22 protein-coding genes and 1 rRNA gene are annotated in these 24,715 nt (G+C 42.5%); 16 read left to right on the forward strand and 7 right to left on the reverse strand.

Annotation, left to right across the window (positions count from 1 at the left end; translation table 11 throughout):
- The first annotated feature begins 187 nt into the window (after positions 1-187).
- The 13 genes from ispU to tilS all read left to right on the forward strand — a co-directional run bounded on the left by ispU (position 188) and on the right by tilS (position 16,416).
- The gene (ispU, locus tag AAC155_RS21020; protein ID WP_228900898.1) at positions 188-883 is read left to right on the forward strand and encodes a (2E,6E)-farnesyl-diphosphate-specific ditrans,polycis-undecaprenyl-diphosphate synthase; all 696 of its coding nucleotides are present in this window, start codon (positions 188-190) and stop codon (positions 881-883) included.
- 9 nt (positions 884-892) lie between these two features.
- Positions 893-1,741, forward strand: coding sequence for a phosphatidate cytidylyltransferase (gene cdsA / locus AAC155_RS21025; protein WP_112879147.1), 849 nt, complete (start codon positions 893-895; stop codon positions 1,739-1,741).
- A gap of 28 nt (positions 1,742-1,769) precedes the next feature.
- A complete protein-coding gene (rseP, locus tag AAC155_RS21030) occupies positions 1,770-3,125 on the forward strand; it encodes a sigma E protease regulator RseP (RefSeq protein ID WP_113044011.1) in 1,356 nt (451 codons plus the stop codon).
- 34 nt (positions 3,126-3,159) lie between these two features.
- Entirely contained in the window at positions 3,160-5,553 is a 2,394-nt protein-coding gene (gene bamA, locus AAC155_RS21035; protein ID WP_113044012.1) for an outer membrane protein assembly factor BamA, read from the forward strand.
- Positions 5,554-5,663: 110 nt separating this feature from the next.
- A complete protein-coding gene (gene skp, locus AAC155_RS21040) occupies positions 5,664-6,161 on the forward strand; it encodes a molecular chaperone Skp (RefSeq protein WP_112894895.1) in 498 nt (165 codons plus the stop codon).
- Between the two features lie 3 nt (positions 6,162-6,164).
- Positions 6,165-7,193, forward strand: a complete 1,029-nt coding sequence (lpxD, locus tag AAC155_RS21045) for a UDP-3-O-(3-hydroxymyristoyl)glucosamine N-acyltransferase (RefSeq protein WP_113044013.1) — start codon at positions 6,165-6,167, stop codon at positions 7,191-7,193.
- 148 nt (positions 7,194-7,341) lie between these two features.
- A complete protein-coding gene (gene fabZ, locus AAC155_RS21050; RefSeq protein ID WP_011145059.1) occupies positions 7,342-7,794 on the forward strand; it encodes a 3-hydroxyacyl-ACP dehydratase FabZ in 453 nt (150 codons plus the stop codon).
- A gap of 3 nt (positions 7,795-7,797) precedes the next feature.
- Positions 7,798-8,586, forward strand: a complete 789-nt coding sequence (gene lpxA, locus AAC155_RS21055; protein ID WP_113044014.1) for an acyl-ACP--UDP-N-acetylglucosamine O-acyltransferase — start codon at positions 7,798-7,800, stop codon at positions 8,584-8,586.
- 4 nt (positions 8,587-8,590) lie between these two features.
- Positions 8,591-9,775 (forward strand): lipid-A-disaccharide synthase, encoded by a 1,185-nt coding sequence (lpxB, locus tag AAC155_RS21060; protein ID WP_113044015.1) that lies wholly within the window; start codon positions 8,591-8,593, stop codon positions 9,773-9,775.
- Complete coding sequence (gene rnhB, locus AAC155_RS21065) at positions 9,775-10,365, forward strand: ribonuclease HII (protein WP_390904698.1); 591 nt, start codon at positions 9,775-9,777, stop codon at positions 10,363-10,365. The genes lpxB and rnhB overlap by 1 nt, the downstream gene beginning before the upstream one ends.
- Before the next feature lie 53 nt (positions 10,366-10,418).
- A complete protein-coding gene (gene dnaE / locus AAC155_RS21070) occupies positions 10,419-13,901 on the forward strand; it encodes a DNA polymerase III subunit alpha (protein ID WP_113044017.1) in 3,483 nt (1,160 codons plus the stop codon).
- Between the two features lie 13 nt (positions 13,902-13,914).
- Entirely contained in the window at positions 13,915-14,874 is a 960-nt protein-coding gene (gene accA, locus AAC155_RS21075; RefSeq protein WP_113044018.1) for an acetyl-CoA carboxylase carboxyl transferase subunit alpha, read from the forward strand.
- 213 nt (positions 14,875-15,087) lie between these two features.
- On the forward strand, positions 15,088-16,416 hold the full coding sequence (gene tilS, locus AAC155_RS21080) for a tRNA lysidine(34) synthetase TilS (protein WP_113044019.1): 1,329 nt from the start codon (positions 15,088-15,090) through the stop codon (positions 16,414-16,416).
- A 32-nt stretch (positions 16,417-16,448) separates the two neighbouring features.
- Here the strand turns inward: tilS and rof are convergent, their stop codons facing one another.
- Entirely contained in the window at positions 16,449-16,715 is a 267-nt protein-coding gene (rof, locus tag AAC155_RS21085; protein WP_113044020.1) for a Rho-binding antiterminator, read from the reverse strand.
- Positions 16,716-17,049: 334 nt separating this feature from the next.
- On the opposite strand from rof, the gene nlpE reads away from it, so the two are divergent.
- Positions 17,050-17,715, forward strand: a complete 666-nt coding sequence (nlpE, locus tag AAC155_RS21090) for an envelope stress response activation lipoprotein NlpE (protein ID WP_113044021.1) — start codon at positions 17,050-17,052, stop codon at positions 17,713-17,715.
- Between the two features lie 107 nt (positions 17,716-17,822).
- Here nlpE and proS read toward each other — a convergent pair whose 3' ends face one another.
- The 6 genes from proS to metN all read right to left on the reverse strand — a co-directional run bounded on the left by proS (position 17,823) and on the right by metN (position 23,470).
- Positions 17,823-19,541, reverse strand: coding sequence for a proline--tRNA ligase (gene proS, locus AAC155_RS21095; protein WP_113044022.1), 1,719 nt, complete (start codon positions 19,539-19,541; stop codon positions 17,823-17,825).
- Between the two features lie 125 nt (positions 19,542-19,666).
- Positions 19,667-20,374 carry a tRNA (N6-threonylcarbamoyladenosine(37)-N6)-methyltransferase TrmO gene (gene tsaA, locus AAC155_RS21100; RefSeq protein ID WP_113044023.1) on the reverse strand — a complete coding sequence of 236 codons (708 nt, stop codon included), beginning with the start codon at positions 20,372-20,374 and terminating at the stop codon, positions 19,667-19,669.
- Positions 20,371-20,769 (reverse strand): Rcs stress response system protein RcsF, encoded by a 399-nt coding sequence (rcsF, locus tag AAC155_RS21105; RefSeq protein WP_113044024.1) that lies wholly within the window; start codon positions 20,767-20,769, stop codon positions 20,371-20,373. Before rcsF ends, tsaA begins: the two co-directional genes overlap by 4 nt.
- Before the next feature lie 142 nt (positions 20,770-20,911).
- Positions 20,912-21,727 (reverse strand): MetQ/NlpA family lipoprotein, encoded by an 816-nt coding sequence (locus AAC155_RS21110; protein WP_113044025.1) that lies wholly within the window; start codon positions 21,725-21,727, stop codon positions 20,912-20,914.
- A gap of 65 nt (positions 21,728-21,792) precedes the next feature.
- Positions 21,793-22,446 (reverse strand): methionine ABC transporter permease MetI, encoded by a 654-nt coding sequence (locus AAC155_RS21115; RefSeq protein ID WP_113044026.1) that lies wholly within the window; start codon positions 22,444-22,446, stop codon positions 21,793-21,795.
- Positions 22,439-23,470 carry a methionine ABC transporter ATP-binding protein MetN gene (metN, locus tag AAC155_RS21120; protein ID WP_113044027.1) on the reverse strand — a complete coding sequence of 344 codons (1,032 nt, stop codon included), beginning with the start codon at positions 23,468-23,470 and terminating at the stop codon, positions 22,439-22,441. Before metN ends, AAC155_RS21115 begins: the two co-directional genes overlap by 8 nt.
- Before the next feature lie 195 nt (positions 23,471-23,665).
- Between metN and gmhB the strand changes: the two genes are divergently transcribed.
- Together gmhB and AAC155_RS21130 are read left to right on the forward strand one after the other, a co-directional pair.
- Positions 23,666-24,232, forward strand: a complete 567-nt coding sequence (gene gmhB, locus AAC155_RS21125; protein ID WP_113044028.1) for a D-glycero-beta-D-manno-heptose 1,7-bisphosphate 7-phosphatase — start codon at positions 23,666-23,668, stop codon at positions 24,230-24,232.
- 375 nt (positions 24,233-24,607) lie between these two features.
- Positions 24,608-24,715 (forward strand): 16S ribosomal RNA (locus tag AAC155_RS21130); the annotation flags it as partial.

Below are 24,715 nucleotides of genomic sequence, written 5' to 3' on the forward strand. Positions count from 1 at the left end.
AAGTTCTCTTCCAGATAATTAGGCTTTTACCCAAGCCGTGGATACCAGACACGGCTTTTTTATGTTTGGATGCCTGAACTTGTAAGAGAATTACCTTGACCAGCAAAGGATTAATTGAGTGATATTATCCAGCGATCATCATCAGAACGATTTATCGTCATTATTACCTAAACATGTTGCCATTATTATGGATGGTAACGGCCGTTGGGCAAAGAAACGAGGGAAATTAAGAGCCTTTGGTCATCGTGCAGGGATTAAAGCGGTACGTAGTGCGGTGAGTTTCTCGGCTAAACATAAAATTGAGTCACTGACGTTGTATGCTTTCAGTAGTGAAAACTGGAATCGGCCGGAACAAGAAGTCAGCTCTTTAATGGAATTATTTATTTTTGCACTAGATAGCGAAATCAAAAGCTTACATAAGCATAATATTAGATTATCTGTTATTGGTGATATCAGCCGGTTCAGTGAGCGTTTACAGGATCGAATCCATCGCTCAGTCAAGTTGACCGCTAATAATACGGGTCTGCAACTTAATATTGCTGCAAATTATGGTGGTCGTTGGGATATTGTTCAAAGTGTTCAGAAAATTGCTCAGCAGATTAAGGATAATTCCCTTGAGCCACAGGATATTACTGAAGAATTAGTTAATAATTATATGAATCTAAGCCAGCAGCCTCAGGTTGATTTGGTCATCAGAACCGGAGGTGAACATCGTATCAGTAATTTTCTGTTATGGCAGATAGCTTATGCAGAATTCTATTTTACCGATATACTCTGGCCTGATTTTGATGAAAACGTTTTTGAAGGTGCAATTAATGCCTTTGCCAAAAGAGAACGCCGGTTTGGCGGAACAATACCAGACGATGCCGATGTGGGATCATAGGAGGAACTCTTGCTGAAGTACCGCCTTATAACGGCTGTGATATTAATCCCTCTTGTGATTGCCGCTCTGTTTTTGCTGCCACCAGTAGCGTTTGGGTTGGTGATTATTGCTGTTTCAGCCCTTGCTGCATGGGAATGGGGGCAATTCGCTGGCTTATTTAACCAAAAGAAACGGGCTATTTTGGCCGTTCTGTTTGCTATTGGTTTATTGGCCTTACAATATACTCTGCCAGATTTCACTGATTTGATTGGACAACCACAAATCACTTTTATCTTATGGGGGGGAATGATTTGGTGGATTGTCGCGACGCTTCTGGTTGTTACCTATCCTTCTTCCGCTGTAATTTGGAAGAGCTCCATTTTATTGCGCCTTTTGTTTGGTGTCCTGACATTAGTGCCGTTTTACTGTGGAATGATGGTGTTACGGACTCAGGGATATGATGATAATTCATATTATGGTGCATGGTGGTTATTGTATGTCATGTTGCTAGTGTGGGGAGCGGATTCCGGTGCTTATCTCTTCGGACGTACTTTAGGTAAACGTAAAATGGCACCGAAAGTTTCTCCAGGAAAAACGCTGGAAGGATTAATGGGGGGGTTAATGACAGCGGCCATTATTTCATGGTTGTTTGGGAAATATGCTCCAGTACCTGCAATGCCTGAAAAACTCATGTTGTGTTCTGCTATTGTTGTTATCGCTTCTGTATTTGGTGATTTGACTGAGAGTATGTTCAAACGTGAATCGGGTATTAAGGATAGCAGCCAGCTAATTCCGGGACATGGCGGTGTTATGGATCGTATTGATAGCCTGACGGCTGCGATCCCTGTTTTTACTGGCCTAATGTTGCTGGTATTTTGATCTCTATGTTTGACGGTGTTTGAAGAATATGATGGGAATTCTCTGGAATCTGGCGGCTTTTATTATTGCGCTAGGGATATTGATCACTGTGCATGAGTTTGGCCATTTTTGGGTGGCCAGAAAGTGTGGTATTCACGTTGAACGTTTCTCCATTGGTTTTGGTAAAGCTCTATGGCGGCGTACAGATCGTCAAGGAACTGAATATGTTATAGCCCTTATTCCACTGGGGGGATATGTGAAAATGCTTGATGAGCGTGTTTCACCTGTTTCTCCTGAACACCGTCATATGGCATTCAATAATAAAACACTTGGTCAGCGTGCCGCGGTAGTCAGTGCCGGGCCAATTGCTAACTTTTTATTGGCGGCTGTGGTTTATTGGTTGGTGTTTATTATTGGTGTGCCGGCAATACGTCCTGTTGTTGCGGATATCAAACCAGATTCTATCGCTGCGCAAGCAAATATTTCATCGGGAATGGAACTAAAATCCGTAGATGGTATCGAAACGCCTGATTGGAATTCAGTTCGTTTTGCTTTGGTAGGTAAGATAGGTGACGATAACATGACTGTTCAGGTTATCTCTCCAGGCTCATCATATCCGGTGGAGAAAACGTTGGATTTGCAGCAATGGAGCTTTGATCCGGATAAGCAGGATCCTGTGTTGTCACTAGGGATTATGCCTGTTGGTCCTCGTTTGGATTCTCTGGTGGAAAAAGTTATCCCTGGCTCCGCAGCAGAAAAAGCGGGTTTGCAAAAGGGAGATAGGATAGTTAAAGTCGGTGACCAGGAAATAGATACTTGGCATACTTTTACATCCTTTGTCAGCAATAATCCGAATGTCCCGCTGGAACTTTCCGTGGATCGGGTTGGTCATATTATTTCTCTCTCTATGACGCCGGAAGCAAGACAACAGTCTGGTGGCAGGAAAGTTGGTTTTGCCGGTGTGGAACTGCGAGTTGTGCCATTAGCCGATGAATATAGAATCGTTCAGCAATACGGGCCTTTCTCTGCCATGTATCAGGCAGGAGATAAGACTTGGCAACTGATGCGATTAACTGTCAGTATGATTGGTAAGCTGATCGTTGGTGATGTGAAAATTAACAACCTGAGTGGTCCTATCTCTATCGCTAAAGGGGCGGGGGTGTCGGCTGATTCCGGCTTGGTGTATTATTTGATGTTTTTGGCGCTAATAAGTGTCAATCTTGGGGTTATTAATCTGATCCCATTACCTGTGTTAGATGGTGGACACTTGCTCTTCTTGTTTATCGAAAAGATAAAAGGTGGGCCAGTTTCCGAGCGTGTACAAGACTTCAGCTATCGCATCGGTGCCGTAGTACTGGTGTTATTGATGGGGCTTGCACTTTTCAATGATTTCTCCCGTTTTTAAAGCGGAAGACTAGTTAGGAAGACGCATTACAACGATGGCGATGAAAAAGTTACTCATAGCGTCGCTGCTGTTTGGCAGCGCCACTGCATACGGTGCAGACGGATTCGTAGTTCAGGATATTCACTTTGAAGGTCTTCAACGCGTCGCCGTAGGTGCAGCATTACTGAATATGCCAGTTCGCGTAGGTGATACGGTCAGCGATGAAGATATCGGTCGTACCATTCATGCACTATTTGCTACTGGTAACTTTGAAGACGTTCGTGTCCTGCGTGATGGCAATACACTTATTGTTCAGGTAAAAGAACGGCCGACTATTGCCAGCATCACTTTCTCTGGCAATAAATCGGTGAAAGATGACATGTTGAAACAAAACCTTGAGGCATCTCATGTTCGGATCGGAGAAGCCCTTGACCGTACGATGTTGTCCAATATCGAAAGAGGGTTGGAGGATTTCTATTATAGTGTGGGTAAATACAACGCTAGTGTAAAAGCGGTTGTTACGCCACTTCCACGTAACCGTGTCGATTTGAAACTGGTTTTCGCTGAAGGTGTTTCGGCAAAAATCCAGCAAATTAACATTGTTGGTAATAAATCATTTTCTTCTGATGAGTTATTGAATCGTTTCCAACTTAGAGATGATGTGCCGTGGTGGAATCTGACTGCCGATCAGAAATATCAGAAACAAAAACTGACTGGTGACCTTGAAGCATTGCGCAGTTTTTACCTTGATCGCGGTTATGCCCGTTTTAACATTGATTCGACTCAGGTCAGTTTGACGCCAGATAAAAAAGGTATTTATGTCACGATAAATATAACTGAAGGTGATCAATACAAAATATCAGGTATTGACCTGAACGGTAATATGGCGGGTTATCAGTCTGAAATTACTAAACTGGCTGTCATTGAGCCTGGATCTCTGTATAACGGGACTCAGGTGACTAAAATGGAAAATGATATCAAGAACTTGCTTGGTCGCTATGGTTATGCTTACCCACGAGTAATGACGCAACCTGAAATCAATGATCAAGACAAGACAGTAAAACTGCATGTCAATATTGATGCAGGTAACCGTTTCTATGTTCGTAAAATTCGTTTCTCTGGTAATGACACCACTAAAGATTCCGTTCTACGTCGTGAAATGCGTCAGATGGAAAGAGCATGGTTAGGAAGTGATCTGATTGAACTGGGTAAAGAGCGTCTTAACCGTTTGGGTTATTTCGAAACGGTAGATGTTGAAACTCAGCGTGTACCAGGCAGCCCTGATCAGGTAGATGTCGTTTATAAAGTGAAAGAACGTAATACCGGCTCTTTGAACTTTGGTGTTGGTTTTGGTACAGAAAGCGGCGTTAGTTTCCAGATTGGTGCTCAGCAAGATAACTGGTTAGGTACAGGTAATGCTGTGGGGATTAATGCCAGTAAGAACGATTATTCAACCTATGCAGAGCTCTCCTTCACTGATCCATACTTCACAGTTAATGGAGTGAGTCTTGGTGGCCGGGTATTCTACAACGATTTCAGGGCTGATGATGCTGAATTATCCGGCTATACTAACCAAAGTTACGGTATAGATGGTTTCCTCGGTTTTCCGATTAATGAAAATAACTCTCTGCGTTTTGGATTAAATTATATTCATAACTCGCTGTCTGATATGCTTCCGCAGGCTGCAATGTGGCGTTATCTGAATTCTATGGGAGAGAAACCAGATTATAAAAGTAAAGCTGAGTTCAAAGCAGATGACTTTGCTTTGAATGTAGGTTGGACATATAACAACCTTGACCGTGGTTTCTTCCCAACATCCGGGGTGAAATCGACACTGAATGGTAAAGTGACTATTCCTGGTTCGGATAATAACTTCTATAAAGTGACTCTTGACACCTCTGCGTATTATCCGATTAATGATGATCATACTTGGGTGATTTTGGGGCGCAGCCGTTTAGGCTATGGTGATGGATTAGGTGGTAAAGAGTTACCATTCTATGAAAACTTTTATGCAGGTGGCTCCAGTACGGTTCGTGGTTTCCGTTCTAACAATATCGGTCCTAAGGCTATTTACCTGAATAAAGACGGGCTGCCTAAGAAAGATAGCCCATCTCGCGATGCGGTGGGGGGGAACGCAATGGCGGTAGCCAGCCTTGAGTTGATTACGCCAACGCCATTCCTCGATAGTAAGTATTCGAATTCTGTCCGAACTTCATTCTTTATTGATTCAGGTACGGTTTGGGATACTTATTGGAATGATTCTGCTGCGATGAAGAGCAGTGGTATACCTGATTACAGTAAACCAGGTAATATCCGTGTTTCTGCGGGTATTGCATTGCAATGGATGTCTCCTTTAGGTCCGCTGGTGTTCTCTTATGCTAAGCCGATCAAAGATTACGAAGGTGATAGATCGGAGCAATTCCAATTTAATATTGGCAAAACCTGGTGATAATGCGTTTTTATCTTATTATTGATAGAGCAAGCTCTGAAATCGTAGGTTTCAGAGCATTAACTAAGTTTTCCAATAGGTTACAGATAGCGTGGTTTAAGGAGTTTATAGTGAAAAAATGGTTGTGTGCAGCAAGCTTTGGTATTGCATTAGCTTTCTCTGTTGGTGCTCAGGCAGCAGACAAAATTGCCGTTGTAAATGTTGGTGAGATTTTCCAGCAGCTACCAGCCCGCGAAGCTGTTGTGAAGCAGTTGGAAAATGAGTTTAAAAACCGCGCATCTGAATTGCAACGGATGGAAACTGACTTGCAGTCCAAGATCCAGAAATTACAGCGCGATGGCTCCACTATGAAATCCAGTGAACGTACTAATCTGGAAAAAGAGGTGATGGCTAAGCGTGAAGAATTTGGCAAAAAAGCCCAAGCTTTTGAACAAGATCACCGTCGTCGCGAGATGGAAGAGCGCAACAAAATTCTAAGTCGTATCCAGGACGCAATCAAAGTGGTTGCTGGCAAAGAAGGCTATGATGTCGTTATTGATGCGAATGCTGTTGCTTATTCAGTATCTGGCAAAAATATTACTGCAAGTGTATTAAAACAGGTTAAATAATAGATGTCTTCAATTCGATTGGCTGATTTAGCTCAGCAGTTGAATGCACAATTACATGGTGATGACGATATTGTTATCACCAGTATTGCACCAATGCATTCGGCCAATAGCGAACAGATCACTTTTTTGTCTGACAGTCGTTACCGTGAACGTTTAGGTGAATGTCAGGCTGCCGCTGTTGTTCTCCAGGCGTCAGATCTTCCTTATTGCAATATTCCGGCGTTGGTTGTCGATAATCCTTATCTGGCATATGCCTATATGGCTCAGATTATGGATACAACACCGGTTCCCGCACAGGATATTCACCCTTCTGCGGTGATTTCACCTCAGGTAATTTTGGGTAAAAACGTTGCTGTTGGAGCCAATGCGGTTATCGAATCTGGCGTTGTCCTTGGCGATAATGTTGTTATCGGTGCAGGCTGCTTTATTGGTAAAAATGCGCGTATTGGCGCGGGAACTCGTCTCTGGGCGAATGTCTCTGTTTATCATAATGTTGAAATGGGTGAACAGTGTTTGATTCAGTCAGGAACAGTGATCGGGTCTGATGGTTTTGGCTATGCGAATGATCGTGGTAAATGGGTTAAAATCCCTCAATTAGGTTCAGTCATTATTGGTGACCGGGTTGAGATTGGTGCCTGTACAACTATCGATCGAGGAGCTTTGGATAATACCATTATTGGTAATGGTGTCATTATCGATAACCAGTGTCAGATTGCTCATAATGTTATCATTGGTGACAATACGGCGGTTGCTGGCGGTGTGGTCATGGCCGGTAGTCTGAAAATTGGTTGTTACTGTATGATTGGTGGCGCCAGTGTCATTAATGGACATATGGAAATCTGTGATAAGGTAACAGTCACGGGGATGAGTATGGTGATGCGTCCTATCACTGAACCTGGTGTATACTCCTCTGGAATTCCGGCACAACCAAATAAAGTTTGGCGTAAGACGGCAGCTTTAGTCATGAATATCAATGAAATGAATAAACGTCTTAAGTCAATGGAGAGTAAGCTGGAAGACGAAAACGAGTAATTGCACTATATTTAATTGCACTATATTTAATTGCACTATATTTTTGGTTGTGTCTTATTTTTGCGGCCTGCCTGGGAACTCTGGATTTGGGGTTTAAGCGGGCCGTGTCGTTAATACAATTAGTCCTTTTGACAGGAAGAGTATTTAGATGAGTGATAATCATACTCTGCACATTGAAGAAATTTTAGATCTACTTCCACATCGTTATCCGTTTTTATTAGTGGATCGCGTGCTTGATTTTGAGGAAGGTAAATTCTTACGTGCAGTAAAAAACGTATCTTTTAACGAACCCTTCTTTCAGGGGCATTTTCCCGGCAAACCTATTTTCCCAGGCGTTCTGATCCTTGAAGCTATGGCACAGGCCACCGGAATTCTGGCATTTAGGAGTGTGGGTAAGCTAGAGCCAAATGAGCTCTATTATTTTGCCGCTATCGATGGTGCCCGCTTTAAACGCCCGGTAGTACCTGGGGATCAAATGATATTAGAAGTAGAATTTATTAAGGAGCGTCGAGGGGTTGCGCGTTGTAGAGGCGTAGCGAAAGTCGATGGAGAAATAGCTTGCGAAGCAGAAATGATGTGTGCTCGCCGTCGTGAGGTTTAGCCCATGATTGATGAAACCGCTTATATACATCCTAGCGCTATTGTAGAAGATGGTGCGGTTATTGGTGCCAATGTTCGTATTGGGCCGTTTTGTTGTATTGGCTCTCAGGTTGAAATTGGCGAAGGTACAGAGCTGAAGTCTCATGTTGTTGTCAATGGAATAACCAAAATCGGCCGTGATAACCAGATTTTTCAGTTTGCTTCTATTGGCGAAATGAATCAGGACCTGAAATATCACGGTGAACCAACCCGAGTTGAAATTGGTGATCGTAACCGTATCCGCGAAAGTGTCACCATTCATCGTGGCACTGTGCAAGGTGGCGGTGTAACGAAAATCGGTAATGATAATTTGTTGATGATTAATGCCCATATTGCTCATGACTGTATTGTCGGTGATCGTTGTGTCATTGCTAATAATGGTACTTTGGGGGGGCATGTTATCCTGGGTGATTATGTCATCATTGGTGGTATGAGTGCGATTCATCAGTTTTGTCAGATTGGCTCTCATGCTATGGTGGGCGGGTGTTCCGGTGTGGTACAGGATATTCCGCCATACGTTATTGCTCAGGGGAATCATGCAACACCTTTTGGCACTAATGTCGAAGGGCTGAAACGCCGTGGTTTTGATAAAGATTCATTGAATGCAATTAGAAATGCGTACAAGATTTTGTATCGTAACGGAAAAACGTTAGAAGAAGCACAACAAGAAATTGCTGAGATGGCTGAAAATAATCAGTATGTAAAAATCTTCAGCGATTTTCTGGCAAATTCTACCCGTGGCATTGTCCGTTAAGTAGATGAAGGATACCCCTTTGGCTACCATTTCTACTATTGATAGTCTGCGCCCGTTGACTATTGGATTAATCGCCGGAGAAACCTCCGGTGATATCCTTGGAGCAGGTTTAATTCGTGCATTAAAAGCTAAAGTACCTAATGCCCGTTTTGTTGGTGTGGCAGGCCCTCTTATGCAGGCTGAAGGTTGTGAAGCTTGGTATGAGATGGAAGAGCTAGCAGTAATGGGGGTTGTCGAAGTTCTCGAACGTTTGCCTCGTTTACTGAAAATACGTAAGGATCTGACAACCCGTTTCACGGAACTAAAACCTGATGTGTTTGTGGGCATCGATGCGCCGGATTTCAATATTACTCTAGAAGGTCGGTTAAAACAGCGGGGCATCCGCACCATTCATTATGTTAGTCCGTCGGTATGGGCTTGGCGGCAGAAACGTGTTTTCAAAATTGGTAAAGCCACAGATATGGTTCTGGCTTTCTTACCTTTTGAAAAAGCGTTTTACGATAAGTTTAATGTTCCGTGCCGGTTTATTGGACATACCATGGCGGATGCTATGCCATTGCAACCCAATAAAGTGACGGCACGTGAGCTATTAGGTATTCTGCCAGAGTCTGTTTGCTTGGCTTTATTGCCGGGGAGTCGCCATTCTGAGGTTGAGATGCTGAGTGCGGATTTTCTTAAAACTGCTCAGTTATTGAAGCGAAACATACCTGATCTGCATGTATTTGTGCCGTTGGTGAATGCTAAACGGCGTGAACAATTTGAGCGCATTAAGCAAGAAGTTGCGCCAGAGCTGAATGTTCATCTTGTGGATGGCAAAGCGAGAGAAATCATGATCGCAAGTGATGCTGCACTTTTGGCCTCTGGTACTGCTGCTCTGGAATGTATGTTGGCGAAATGTCCAATGGTAGTTGGTTATCGGATGAAGCCATTGACTTTCTGGTTGGCAAAACGCTTGGTAAAAACGCCTTATGTTTCATTGCCTAACTTATTATCCGGTGAAGAGTTAGTTAAAGAATTATTGCAGGAAAAATGTCAGCCGCAAAAACTGGTAGATGAGTTGTTGCCGTTACTACAAGGCAGTGAAAAAGTTGAAGCATTGAAACAGACATTTTTACATTTGCATGAAAGCATTCGTTGTAATGCTGACGAACAGGCAGCACAAGCCGTGTTGGAATTGGCAGGAAAATGATGGAATTTATATATCCTCAGGCAAGTTTGATTGCTGGAGTTGATGAAGTTGGTCGAGGTCCATTAGTGGGTGCGGTTGTGACTGCGGCTGTTATTTTAGATCCATTACAGCCGATAGTTGGTTTGGCTGATTCTAAAAAACTTAGTGAAAAACGCCGTGAGGCACTGTATCTGGAGATCACAGAAAAAGCATTGTGCTGGAGCTTGGGGCGTGCAGAACCGGCAGAAATTGATCAATTGAATATCCTGCATGCAACTATGCTTGCGATGCAAAGGGCTGTGGCTAATTTGCCTATTTCTCCTGAATATGTGCTGATTGATGGTAACCGTTGCCCTAAATTACCTATGCTGGCACAAGCGGTGATAAAAGGAGATGGACTGGTTGCTGAAATCAGTGCCGCTTCTATTGTGGCGAAAGTTACCAGAGATCGGGAAATGGCTGAACTTGATCAACTGTTTCCTGAATATGGATTTGCTAAGCATAAAGGCTACCCGACAGCATTTCATTTAGAAAAGTTGGTTTGGTTGGGAGCGACAGAACATCATCGTAAAAGTTTTGCGCCGGTTAAGAGAGCAATTGGCCTTAAATAAACTTGTTGACTGAATATAGCTATTCTTCAAATTAATATCATCTGGATAAATATATGGCCGAACCCCGTTTTGTGCACTTACGTGTTCACAGCGACTATTCAATGATTGATGGCTTAGCCAAAACCAGCCCTTTAGTGAAAAAGGTTGCGCAATTAGGTATGCCGGCTTTTGCGATCACTGATTTTACTAATTTGTGTGGACTGGTGAGATTTTACGGCAGTGCTCATGGAGCAGGAATAAAACCGATTATTGGTGCTGATTTTTATGTAGAAAGTGAACTGCTTGGTGATGAGCACGCTAGCCTGACCATTCTTGCGCGCAATAATACGGGTTACCATAACCTGACATTGCTGATATCAGAGGCTTATCAGAAGGGATATGGTGCGATTGGTCCGACAATTAAACAGGAATGGCTGATAAACCATAAAGAAGGGCTAATTCTGCTCTCCGGTGGTCGTATGGGGGATGTGGGTAAATTCCTGCTACGTGGTAATCAGGCTATGGTGGACCAATGCCTTGAGTTTTATCAGGAGCATTTTCCCGACTGTTATTATTTGGAGCTGATTCGTACTGGTCGTGCAGATGAAGAAAGTTATCTTCATGCGGCGGTTGCATTGGCAACGGAAAAAAGCCTGCCTGTTGTTGCAACTAATGAGGTTTGTTTCATTGATAGCGAAGATTTCGATGCTCATGAGATTCGCGTAGCGATTCATGATGGCTATACCTTGGCTGACCCTAAACGTCCGAAAAATTACAGTCCTCAGCAATATCTGCGTAGTGAACAGGAAATGTGTGAGCTATTCGCTGATATTCCTGAAGCGCTGGAAAACAGTGTAGAAATTGCTAAGCGCTGTAATGTCACTATTCGCCTTGGTGAATATTTCCTGCCGCAATTCCCTACGGGAGAAATGAGTACTGAAGATTATCTGATAGATAAATCTAAACAAGGGTTGGAAGAGCGTTTAGCATTTCTCTATCCGGATCCTAAAGTACGCGCAGAAAAACGTCCTGAATATGATGAGAGACTTGATATTGAACTTCGGGTTATCAACCAGATGGGATTCCCGGGCTACTTCCTGATCGTGATGGAATTTATTCAGTGGTCGAAAGACAACGGTGTTCCTGTTGGTCCAGGACGTGGTTCGGGAGCAGGTTCTCTGGTGGCTTATGCCCTAAAAATAACCGATCTCGATCCTTTGGAATTTGATCTGCTATTTGAACGATTCCTTAACCCTGAACGTGTTTCCATGCCCGATTTTGACGTCGATTTTTGTATGGAAAAACGCGATCTAGTGATTGATCATGTGGCTGATATGTATGGTCGTAATGCCGTATCTCAGATCATTACATTCGGTACAATGGCAGCGAAAGCGGTAATTCGGGATGTTGGCCGTGTGCTAGGGCATCCATACGGATTTGTTGATAGGATTTCCAAATTGATACCGCTTGATCCCGGTATGACGTTGGAGAAAGCATTTGCCGCGGAGCCACAACTTCCTGAAATCTATGAAGCGGATGAGGAAGTTAAGGCACTGATAGATATGGCGCGTAAATTGGAAGGTGTCACTCGTAATGCCGGGAAACACGCGGGGGGGGTGGTTATTGCCCCAACTAAGATCACCGATTTTTCGCCTCTCTATTGTGATCCGGAAGGTTTAAACCCGGTTACTCAGTTTGATAAAAACGATGTGGAATATGCAGGGTTGGTGAAATTTGACTTCCTCGGACTGAGGACACTGACCATTATCAACTGGGCATTGGAGATGATCAACGCGCGTAGAGCGAAGAAAGGTCTAGAGCCGATTGATATTGCAGCGATTCCGCTGAATGATGCTAAAAGCTTTGATATGTTGCAACGCGCTGAAACAACAGCGGTATTTCAGCTTGAATCCCGTGGTATGAAGGATCTGATTAAACGCCTGCGTCCCGACTGCTTCGAAGATATGATCGCACTTGTCGCTTTATTCCGTCCAGGTCCCTTGCAATCAGGCATGGTGGATAACTTCATTGATCGCAAACATGGCCGGGAAGAGCTCTCATACCCAGATATACAGTGGCAGCACGAATCTTTACAGCCTGTGTTGGAGCCAACTTACGGCATCATCCTTTATCAAGAACAAGTGATGCAGATTGCTCAGGTGCTGGCGGGATATACTCTCGGTGGTGCAGATATGCTCCGACGGGCGATGGGTAAGAAAAAGCCGGAGGAGATGGCTAAGCAGCGTTCTGTCTTTGAAGAAGGTGCAAAGAAACTGGGTATTAATGGCGAACTGGCAATGAAAATCTTTGACCTAGTAGAGAAGTTTGCTGGTTATGGATTTAACAAATCTCACTCTGCTGCGTATGCCTTGGTTTCTTACCAGACTTTATGGTTGAAAGCGCATTACCCGGCTGAATTCATGGCTGCGGTGATGACTGCTGATATGGATAATACAGAAAAAGTCGTTGGGTTGATTGATGAATGCTGGCGCATGGGGCTGAAAATCTTACCACCTGATATTAATAGTGGTTTGTATCATTTCCACGTTAATGATGATGGGGAGATCGTATATGGAATCGGCGCAATTAAAGGGGTAGGTGAAGGGCCGATTGAAGCGATCATCGAAGCTCGTCAGAAAGATGGTTATTTTAGAGAACTGTTTGATTTATGTGCCCGCGTTGACACCAAGAAGTTAAATCGCCGAGTGATGGAAAAACTGATCATGTCAGGAGCATTTGACCGTTTAGGGCCGCACCGTGCAGCACTGATGTCTTCGTTGGAAGATGCGCTAAAAGCGGCAGATCAACACGCTAAAGCAGAAGCTACTGGTCAGACTGATATGTTTGGTGTATTAGCTGAAGCGCCAGAAGAAGTGGAACGCTCTTATGCCAATATTTCTCAATGGCCAGAACAGATCGTTCTTGATGGTGAACGGGAAACGCTAGGTCTCTATTTAACTGGGCATCCTATCACCCGTTATTTAAAAGAAATTGAGCGCTATACTAGTGGATTGAGGTTAAAAGATGTGAATCCAACCCCGCGCGGTCAAGTAACGACTGTGATAGGTTTGGTGTTAGCATCCAAAGTGATTATAACCAAACGAGGTAACCGGATTGGTATTTGTACTTTAGATGATCGTTCAGGACGTCTAGAAGTTATGTTATTTTCCGATGCCTTGGAGAAATATCGGCATTTGCTAGAACAAGACCGGATATTAATCGTTACAGGTCAGGTCAGCTTTGATGATTTCAATGGTGGTCTTAAAATGACAGCCCGTGAATTAATGGATATTAGTGAAGCGCGTGAAAAATATGCGCGTGGGCTTGCTATCTCGCTGTCAGACAGGCAAATTGATGATCAATTGTTGAGCCGTCTTCGTAGTGCATTGGAACCACATCGTTCGGGAACGATACCGGTTCATCTTTATTACCAGAGGGAAGACGCCCGCGCCCGTTTAAGATTTGGCGCGACGTGGAGGGTAACGCCAACGGATAACCTTCTGACAGATTTGCGAACTCTGCTGGGTAATGAGCAGGTAGAATTAGAATTTGACTAAAATTAGGAATGTTATGAGTCTGAATTTTCTTGAATTTGAACAGCCGATTGCCGAGCTGGAAGCGAAAATTGATTCGCTAACCGCAGTTAGCCGTCAAGGTGAAAAATTAGATATAAATCTGGATGAAGAAATACAACGTTTGCGGGAAAAAAGTCTGGAATTGACTCGCAAAATTTTTTCAGATTTAGGTGCTTGGCAAATTGCTCAGCTTGCTCGTCACCCACGTCGTCCTTATACGTTGGATTATGTTCAGCATATTTTTACTGATTTTGAAGAGCTTGCTGGTGATCGTGCTTATGCTGATGACAAAGCAATTGTAGGTGGTCTGGCTCGTATTGATGGACGTCCAGTGATGGTGATTGGTCACCAAAAAGGCCGTGAAACCAAAGAAAAAATTCGCCGTAATTTCGGTATGCCAGCGCCAGAAGGTTATCGTAAGGCTTTGCGCCTGATGGAAATGGCCGAGCGTTTTAAACTGCCAATTATTACTTTCATTGATACTCCTGGTGCATATCCAGGGGTTGGTGCAGAAGAGCGTGGTCAATCTGAGGCGATAGCTCGCAACTTGCGTGAAATGTCCCGCTTGTCGGTGCCTGTTATTTGTACTGTGATTGGTGAAGGTGGCTCTGGTGGTGCACTGGCGATTGGTGTTGGTGATAAAGTGAATATGTTGCAATATAGTACTTATTCTGTTATTTCCCCAGAAGGTTGTGCCTCAATTTTGTGGAAAAGCGCGGAAAAAGCACCTTTGGCGGCAGAAGCAATGGGGATCACTGCACCTCGTTTGAAAGAACTAGAATTGATCGATTCTGTGATTTCAGAGCCATTAGGTGGCGCTCATCGTGACTATGAAGCAATATCCACGTCGTTGAAAGCTCAGTTGTTGATTGACTTGGCAGAGCTTGATCATTTGACATCTGAAGAGTTAATCAACCGCCGATATCAGCGTTTGATGCAATATGGTTATTGTTGATATCTGAACTCATTGTTTGAATGGAGGGATGGAAATGATTGTAACTGATAAATTTCAGCTACTTCCATCCCTACTGTTTCTGCTTTCTTTATTTATTTTGTATTTTTAATGAAAGTGACGGAAAACGTTATTAACGGGTAGTGATTTTAAACTGAATAAAATAGGCGATAACAAATTCATATTATTGCACATTAGAGAACGCTTGAATCTGTAATGACAAACATTAATGAGAGACTATTTGTCACTTTGGCTAAACAGCTTGGTGAATATAAGAAAATCCTGGTTGGATTCAGTGGTGGGTTAGATTCCTCTGTTTTGCTTCATTTGTTGGTTAATTGGCGTAATCAACATAATCAGAAAATTCAACTAAGGGCAATACATATTCATCACGGTTTAAACCTAAAAGCAGATCAGTGGGTTGAACATTGTCAGCTGATCTGTGATGACTGGCAAGTGGAGTTTCATTCTGCAAGAGTAACGATAGATGCTCGTCAAAAGGGGATTGAGGCTGCTGCTCGTGATGCTCGATATCAGGTATTCAAGCGCGAATTACAAAAAGACGAAGTTTTGGTAACAGCTCAACATCTTGATGATCAGGCGGAAACTTTTTTACTGGCATTAAAGCGAGGTAGTGGTCCGGCAGGTCTTGCTTCTATGCCTTCAATCGCTGTATTTGCTGATACATTATTGTTACGTCCATTACTTGACTACAGCCGAAATGAATTGGAAATGTATGCCAGTAAACATCGTCTGAATTGGATTGAAGACGACAGTAATCAAGATGATCGTTATGACAGAAATTTTCTGCGCTTACATATTATGCCGTTACTAAATCAACGTTGGCCGCATTTCCCTCAAGTTGCTGCTCGTAGTGCAAGTTTATGTGGTGAACAAGAGCAGCTTCTAGATGAATTACTGAATGAGTCTTTGAAAGAGCTGATAACCCAAGATGGTGCTTTGGGTATTTCGTCTTTGGCTGTATGTTCAGAAGCCAAACGAAATGCTTTGTTACGCCGTTGGTTTGGTTACCATGAGATGAAAATGCCTTCACGAGAGCAGCTTAACCGGCTTTGGTATGAGGTGGCTCTGGCTCGTACTGATGCTGAGCCTCGGCTACAATTTGGTAAATATGATGTACGCCGTTATAAGCAAAAACTCTGGTTGGTTCCTCAGTGGAAATCTTTGAGAGAGACTATTCTTGAGTGGGATATTTGCAATACTTTGGTATTACCTGATCGCTTAGGAGAATTGAATATTTCTGATTGCGGTATTCAAGTAAGGGCCCCGGCTGATAATGAACGAGTGACTATTCGCTTTGGTGTCCAGGGAATGATAAGTATTGTGGGGCGTCAACACTCCCGGCATAGTAAAAAATTGTGGCAAGAGCTTGGGGTTGCTCCGTGGCTTAGAGAGCGAATTCCATTGCTTTATTACAACGAACAATTGATAGCGGCGTTAGGTGTTTTTGTCACCAAGGAAAGTGAAGCGGCAGAAGGAAGGAAGATGTTAACAATGAACTGGCATAAAACGCTGTTAAAATAAAAAGTTAAGCCGCCAAAGGCGGCTGTTTTCTATCAAGATTCAGAGTATTCAATAATAATAGTACCAATTTTAGGGTGACTAAAACTAGCAATATGATCTAACCGCAATTCACGGGATTTACCTTCTGTTTCAATTATCAAGTATTCAACTTTTTTTCTTAAAACCAAATCACAGGCTTTTCCTTCAATAACTTCCCCACACCGCAACTTTATGTGGAGGTGGAGCTGATGTTGGCAAGTTGACTCAAGATTGTCGTAGTCGTCACAGTTAATTGGTTGATATTCAGTATTTATAGACATATTCGCTCACCACTATGGTTAGTGGCGGTTATTGCCGCCCGTGGTTGTTAAAAATTGTAACTCAAAAGCACTATTAATGACTATAGCACAGGAAATCAATCGTGATTAATGAATAACTTTGGTTATTCATTCTGAACAGTAAGTAAATAAAAGTCTTATTTCACAGCAAGTTCCTGACAGAAGTATTAAAATTGGCCCACGTTATTTTGCTATTATTGAGTAACATCCTTAAGAAGGACAGTATTTACTCTATTAAGCTTGAGTAATCGCTATGTTCCTTGTGTTACTTATAAGATGAGAATTATAGAGCTCATTATACTGTGTGGAGATAAATGTGAATAAAAAACTTTTGACAGCGTTAGTTGCTGTGGGCGTATCTGCTTTGATGGGATGTAAAGGTAACTCAGCACAGCAAATGAATTCACAGCCAGTAGATCAGACTTTTCATGGTGCTCTTCCTTGCGCGGATTGTTCTGGTATTGATACCACATTGTTATTGGATAATGACGGTACTTATATTCTGGAACAAACTTATATTGACACTCGTGATGGTGACCAGTCGTTCTTTGAATCCGGTCTATGGGCGAAAGATGGAGAGAAAATTCGTCTGACAAAATCGGACGACCAGAAAACTTATTATCTGTTGAAAGGTGAAAACTTGGTAATGCTGGATATTGAAGGCAATAAAATTGAATCATCATTCAATTATGAACTGCAACGGGTAAAACCGAAGAAACTGGCGGGTGAATACAGTTATATGGCTGATGCTGCTTTGTTTACAGATTGTAGTACAGGTAAGCGGTATGCTGTAACGGAAAGTCTGGATTTGGAGCAAGGCTATCACCAAGTCGGTGTGGAAGGTGGAACGCCGGTTTATGTTGAAGTTGAAGGCTATTACAGCGTCCGACCTTCAATGGAAGATGGGCAATTTGATCCTGCCCTGATTCAGACGGGTAAAATCCATTTCGATAAATCGAAATCTTGTAATATGAAGAAATAATTCTAGCTTCAGTATGAATGGTGATAATGGGCTAAGAAGCGTAAAATCCTCTGTTGCGACATGACCATTATCACCATACTATTCAATAAGTGATTGAAAAATCCAAATTAACAACCAAGTTGTTGCTTCAGGTAATCAACAACATCGTCTAGTTTCAGCATCTGTTTTTCATCACCGCGGCGATGTTTATATTCTACTTCGCCATTATCAAGATTACGGTCACCAATAACGACAGTGTGTGGTACACCGATAAGCTCCATATCGGCAAACATCACGCCTGGGCGTTCCTTGCGATCATCAAAAATAACATCAATACCGCTAGCGCGTAGATCGGCATACAGTTTCTCTGCAACTTCTTTAACACGGTATGACTTGTGCATATTCATTGGCAAAATAGCAACTTGGAATGGTGCAATTGCATCAGGCCAGATGATACCGCGGTCATCGTGATTTTGTTCAATCGCTGCGGCGACAATACGAGTGACGCCAATACCATAACAGCCCATAGTGACTATCTGATTGTGGCCGTCTTCGCCTTGAACAGTCGCTTTCATGGCATCAGAATATTTGGTGCCAAGCTGGAAGATATGGCCCACTTCAATACCACGTTTGATGAGCAATGTACCTTTACCATCCGGGCTGGCATCACCTTCAACAACATTACGGATATCAGCAACTTCTGGTACCGGTAGATCGCGTTCCCAGTTGATACCGAAATAGTGTTTGTCATCGATATTGGCACCTGCGCTAAAATCACTCATCACTGCTACACTGCGATCAATAATAACGGGTATTGGCAGATTGACAGGTCCCAATGAACCTGGGCCTGCACCAACAATTGAGCGAATCTCTTCTTCGGTGGCAAAAGCCAGTGGGCTGGCAACTAAAGATAATTTCTCTGCTTTGATTTCATTAAGTTCATGGTCGCCGCGAACCAGTAAGGCGATCAATTTATGACTTGTTCCTTCTGCTGCGTGAACCATCAGGGTTTTAACTGTTTTCTCAATTGGCAGATTGAATTGCTCAACCAGTTCAGCAATTGTTTTTGCGTTTGGAGTATCTACCAGATGCATCTCTTCTGTTGGTACTGCGCGATCATGAGCGGGGGCAACAGCTTCGGCTAATTCAATATTGGCTGCGTAATTGGATTCAGTGGAAAAGACGATATCATCTTCTCCACTGGCGGCCAGAACCTGAAATTCATGAGAAGCACTACCACCGATGGAACCGGTATCAGCCAGAACAGCACGAAAATCCAAACCTATACGGGTAAAAATTTTGCTGTAGGCTTCATACATGTTGTCATAAGTTTCTTGTAATGATGCTTGGGTAGCATGGAAAGAGTAAGCATCTTTCATTAGGAATTCACGGGAGCGCATCACGCCAAAACGAGGGCGAACTTCATCGCGAAATTTAGTCTGGATCTGGAATAGAGTCAGGGGTAACTGCTTATATGAGCTGACTTCATTGCGGATCAGATCAGTGATGACCTCTTCATGAGTTGGACCTAGTACAAAAGGACGATCACCTCGGTCAACAAAACGCAGTAACTCTGGACCATATTGTTCCCAGCGGCCACTTTCTTGCCATAGATCTGCCGGTTGTACGACAGGCATAGATATTTCAATCGCTCCGGTATTGTTCATCTCTTCTCGAACAATTTTTTCGACTTTTTTGAGTACACGGATACCTGTAGGCATCCAATTGTACAGACCTGAAGCGAGTTTACGGATCATGCCCGCACGAAGCATCAGCTTATGGCTGACAACCTCCGCATCGGCAGGAGTCTCTTTTAATGTAGAGAGCAGATATTGGCTAGTACGCATTGTTAGGTTCCATTAGAGCAGCAAATTGCTTCTGACTGGCAGAAATTTGCCAGCCAATAAAAAAACGAAAATAAGCCTTTAGTCTACCAGTGAGTTTAAGATGCCAAAAGGGTATATGCTGATTTTTAATGGGGATCTATAGAGACCACTTCGGTCAATGTGCCACATATTTTCCAGCGCACATTAAAATCCAGTAAATGAGCAGCATACTCCCGATTTTCCTGTTCTCTTCTCCGGTAAGCAGGACGAGGATCCTGGGCTAAAATTTGACTGATAAAACGGCGTAAATTCGGATAAATATTTTGAATTGAGATTAGCTGTTGCTCAGCGGTAGGCGAAAATACCACTTCCATATCGGTAGAAGGGGCTTGCTGTGCAAAACCCGCCACTGCATGAGGCTGACATTCAGCGAAAGGTAGATAAGGCTTAATATCGATAACAGGCGTACCATCAATTAAATCCAGGCTACCCAGTTCCAGAGTAACTCGACCTTTCCTGTATTCGATCCCTTTAAGTTCAATCAGAGACATGCCAATTGGATTAGGCCGAAAAGTCGAACGGGTTGCGAATACGCCCATTTTTGCATTGCCACCTAAACGAGGAGGACGCACCATTGGCTTCCAGCCGCCTTCTATTGTTTGATGGAAGATGAAAATAACCCACAGATGACTAAATTGTTCCAGACCACGAACTGCATCCGGTTGATTATAGGGAGGAAGAAGTACCAGTTTCCCTCCACCATCTTCAATAAGACCTGGTTGGCGGGGGACGGCAAATTTTTCTTTATAAGGGGAGCGGATAACCCCTATCTGCGTGAAATGGAAATCGATCATTGGGTGATAAGCAGGGCTGAACCTTCACATATTGCTATCTGGTAGCATCCTTGGCCTGATAATATTTCGCATTGATGCAATAAAACAGCGTTAGCATTCAAATAAGCTGCTTTGGTTATCATCTGGTTGCGAGCCTCGGTGATATTTGCTGGTGGATCCTGTAAGGAACTACGACACGATTGACCAGAAACAATCCCTAAATCTTTAAATAAGACACCTAATAATTCTTCACTCTTGGTATATAACTTTACGGATGAAGAGAAATGTTTTTTTTCTCCGGTTGATAGTTTTGTGTGCCTCATATCTGATAACTGGGAAGAGTCAGGAAATGTTGTTTGTTGTACTGAACATCCAGTTATGGACAGTGCTAGTAAAGAGGCAAGTAGCCTACGCATGATAGATCCTCGAATTTTTACTGTTAGAGTTAAGCGAGTCGATCAGGTTAACAAAAAATACCGAAAACATGATGCCATAATAAATCAGGCGGACAACCTGTCCGCCTGATTATTCTAATATCGATGAACGTAATATGAAAGATTACCAACCTTTCACTGCACCACCATTAAAGATCTTATTGGCAGCTTCATCAACTTCGTCTGATTGATATGCCTTAACGAATTTCTTAACATTTTCAGCATCTTTATTATCTTCTCTACTAACCAGTAGGTTTACATATGGAGAATCTTTATCTTCAACAAATAAACCATCTTTTGCTGGAGTCAGACCAATCTGGCTTGCATAGGTTGTATTAATGATTGCGAGAGCAATTTTTTGATCATCCAGTGAACGTGGCAATTGTGGTGCTTCCAATTCGACTAGTTTTAAATTCTTAGGATTTTCAACAACGTCTAGAACCGTTGGTAATAAGCCTATGCCATCTTTCAATTTAATTAAACCTTGTTTCTGCAACAGTAATAAAGAGCGGCCTAAGTTCGTTGGATCGTTTGGTAACGCAATTTGGGAACCATCCTGCAATTCATCTAGAGATTTAATTTTTTTGGAATAACCCGCAATTGGATAAACAAAAGAGTTGCCAACTGTGACCATCTTATAACCACGATCTTTGATTTGCTGATCCATATAGGGTTTGTGCTGGTATGCATTCAGATCAATATCGCCTTTGCTCAGTGCTTCGTTTGGCAATACAAAATCATTAAAGGTTACCAGTTCTACATCAAGACCATATTTATCTTTAGCGACTTTTTTTGCAATTTCAGCCACTTCCTGTTCTGCACCAACGATAACGCCTACTTTAATATGGTTTGGATCTTGTTTTTCTTGCCCGCAGCCAGGCAAAATTAATGAGCCTAAAAGAGCGCTGATAGTTGCGATGGTTTTTAATTTAACAGACATACTTTACCCCTATAGAATACTGACTTATTAGCACCGACACAGGTACTGCTATTAAAATAATCTTGTTATTTACGTGTTGTGGCCTTGACTAAATGGTCACCACTTAATTGAATTAAATAAACTAAAATAACCAGTAACACTAATACGGTATTCATTACTGTTGCATTATAGCCGATATATCCGTATTGGTAACCAATCTGGCCTAATCCGCCCGCACCTACAGCACCTCCCATTGCAGAATAACCGACTAAAGTTATGAGGGTAATTGTGGCTGCATTGAGCAAACCAGGTAATGCTTCAGGTAACAGAATTTTCTTTATAATCTGGAATGGGGTTGCTCCCATTGCTCTAGCAGCTTCAATTAGTCCCGATGGAATTTCTAATAAAGCATTTTCCACCATACGGGCAATAAATGGTGCAGCACCTATGGTTAATGGGACAATGGCGGCCTGTAAACCGATCGATGTTCCCACAATTAGCCTGGTAAAAGGAATCATCCACACCAGTAAAATAATAAATGGGATAGAACGGAAAATATTAACTACCGCTGAAAGAAAACGATAGAGTTTACTATTTTCCATAATTTGATCGGGACGGGTGACATATAGCAATACACCTATCGGCAGCCCGATAATGAAGCCAAAGAAACCAGAAACAAAAGTCATTACTAGAGTTTCCCAGACGCCTTTAGACAGTAATAAAATCATTCCTTCAGACATAACCGAGAACCTCTACTTTCACATGATGATCTTGTAAAAACTTAATCGTTGACTCAACGCCACCATTTTCACCGTGTAATTCAGCTAACATCACACCAAATTTTACGCCACCGGCATAGTCGATTTGAGAACTTAATATATTCATATCAATATCAAAACGACGTACCGCCATTGAAATCAGTGGGGCATCTACAGACTGACCGGTAAACTCTAATTTCAATAATGGACTAAGATTTGGTGCTGGGTGGCTTTGCATTTTTTGTACATAATCTTCAGGGACATCCAGATGCAAAGTTGACTGAATAAATGCCTGAGCGATAGGTGTCTTGGGATGAGAGAATACTTCACTTACAATGTCTTGTTCAATCAGTTGTCCGCCACTGATAACGGCTACTTGGTCACAAATACGTTTGACGACATCCATTTCATGTGTAATTAACAGAATAGTTAGCCCTAAACGGCGATTAATATCTTTCAATAATTCTAGAATAGAACGAGTTGTTGCAGGATCTAGAGCGCTGGTTGCTTCATCACATAAAAGTACTTTAGGTGAATTAGCTAGGGCACGGGCAATAGCAACACGTTGCTTCTGTCCGCCAGAGAGATTTGCTGGATAGGCATCATGCTTATCTGTAAGACCAACAAGCTCTAATAACTCGTCTACCCGTTTTTTGATTTCGGCCTTTGGAATGTTATCCAATTCCAAAGGTAAGGCTATGTTGCCAAACACTGTTCTTGAAGACAGTAAATTGAAGTGCTGGAAAATCATGCCGATACGACGACGTGCACGAGTTAAATCACTATCAGACAAGATAGTTAAATCCTGACCATTAACCAATACTTGCCCGGAAGTTGGACGTTCAAGCATATTTACACAGCGAATTAGTGTACTTTTACCTGCGCCGGATGAGCCAATAACACCGTAAATTTGCCCTTGCGGAACATGTAGGCTGATATCTGAAAGCGCATTAATAGAATGGGCACTCTGCTGGAATATTTTATTGATATGTAACAGTTTTATCATTTTTATTCTTATTTATTTTTATAAAAATTTTGAAAATTGATAGCTTGAACATTTTTGAGAAAGCAAACCACCTGTTGAATTGGATGTTAAGGCGTCTAGACGTCTAAGTCAACTATGAATAAATTAATTGCTGCATTCTCATTCATGGCTAAATCGTGCGATACTGGGGGCTTCTTACATTTTTGGAGCAATCGGGTGACACAAGGTATTCCTGCCGTATTTTTAGATCGTGACGGAACAATAAATATCGATCATGGTTATGTACATGAAATAGATGATTTTCAATTTATCGATGGTGTCATTGAAGCCATGATTGAATTGAAAAAGATGGGGTATGCACTGGTGTTAGTCACAAACCAGTCAGGTATTGCCCGTGGAATTTTCGATGAAGAGCAGTTTTTGCAACTGACGGAATGGATAGATTGGTCGCTAGCAGACCGTGGTGTGGATTTGGATGGCATTTATTATTGCCCTCATCACCCAGATGCAACTGAAGAGCAATATAAGAAGAGTTGTGACTGCCGTAAACCGCAGCCGGGTATGTTGCTGGATGCGCAGAGGGAGCTTGGTATAGATATGACTGCTTCTTTTATGATTGGTGACAAACTCGAAGATATGCAAGCAGCGACGCTGGCAAAAATTGGCACTAAGGTATTAGTTCGTACAGGTAAACCCGTTAACACTGAAGCTGAACAAGCGGCTAATTTGATAATAAATAGTCTTGCAGACTTACCTAAAGCAATTAAAGGCATCAAAAAATAGGTTTTTTGTTCTTTACATCATCATTTTGTTGAAAAAATCCTCAAATAAAAGTTTTTTTCAAATAAACGCTTGCCAGCGCCAAAGAACGCCCTATAATGCGCCACCACTGACCGACACAACGCTGATAAACATTGTGAGGTCGGGCAGAGAAAAAGCTAATAAGCGCTTGACTCTGCGGGCGAAAAGCGTAGTATACGCAGCCCGGCTGAACGAGAATATCACGTTTTATTTCAGCCTGCTCTTTAACAATTAATCAGACAATCTGTGTGGGCACTCACAAGACCGTATCACAAAAAATACGTTTTAAAGTCTTGAAGAGTGAACAACAGTTAATTCATTACGAACTAACGTAGGAATCTTTGAGCATCAAGCTTTGAATTGAAGAGTTTGATCATGGCTCAGATTGAACGCTGGCGGCAGGCCTAACACATGCAAGTCGAGCGGTAACAGGAAAGTGCTTGCGCTTTTGCTGACGAGCGGCGG

The sequence above is a fragment of the Photorhabdus sp. HUG-39 genome (genome assembly GCF_963878365.1).
GTDB lineage: Bacteria > Pseudomonadota > Gammaproteobacteria > Enterobacterales > Enterobacteriaceae > Photorhabdus > Photorhabdus kayaii.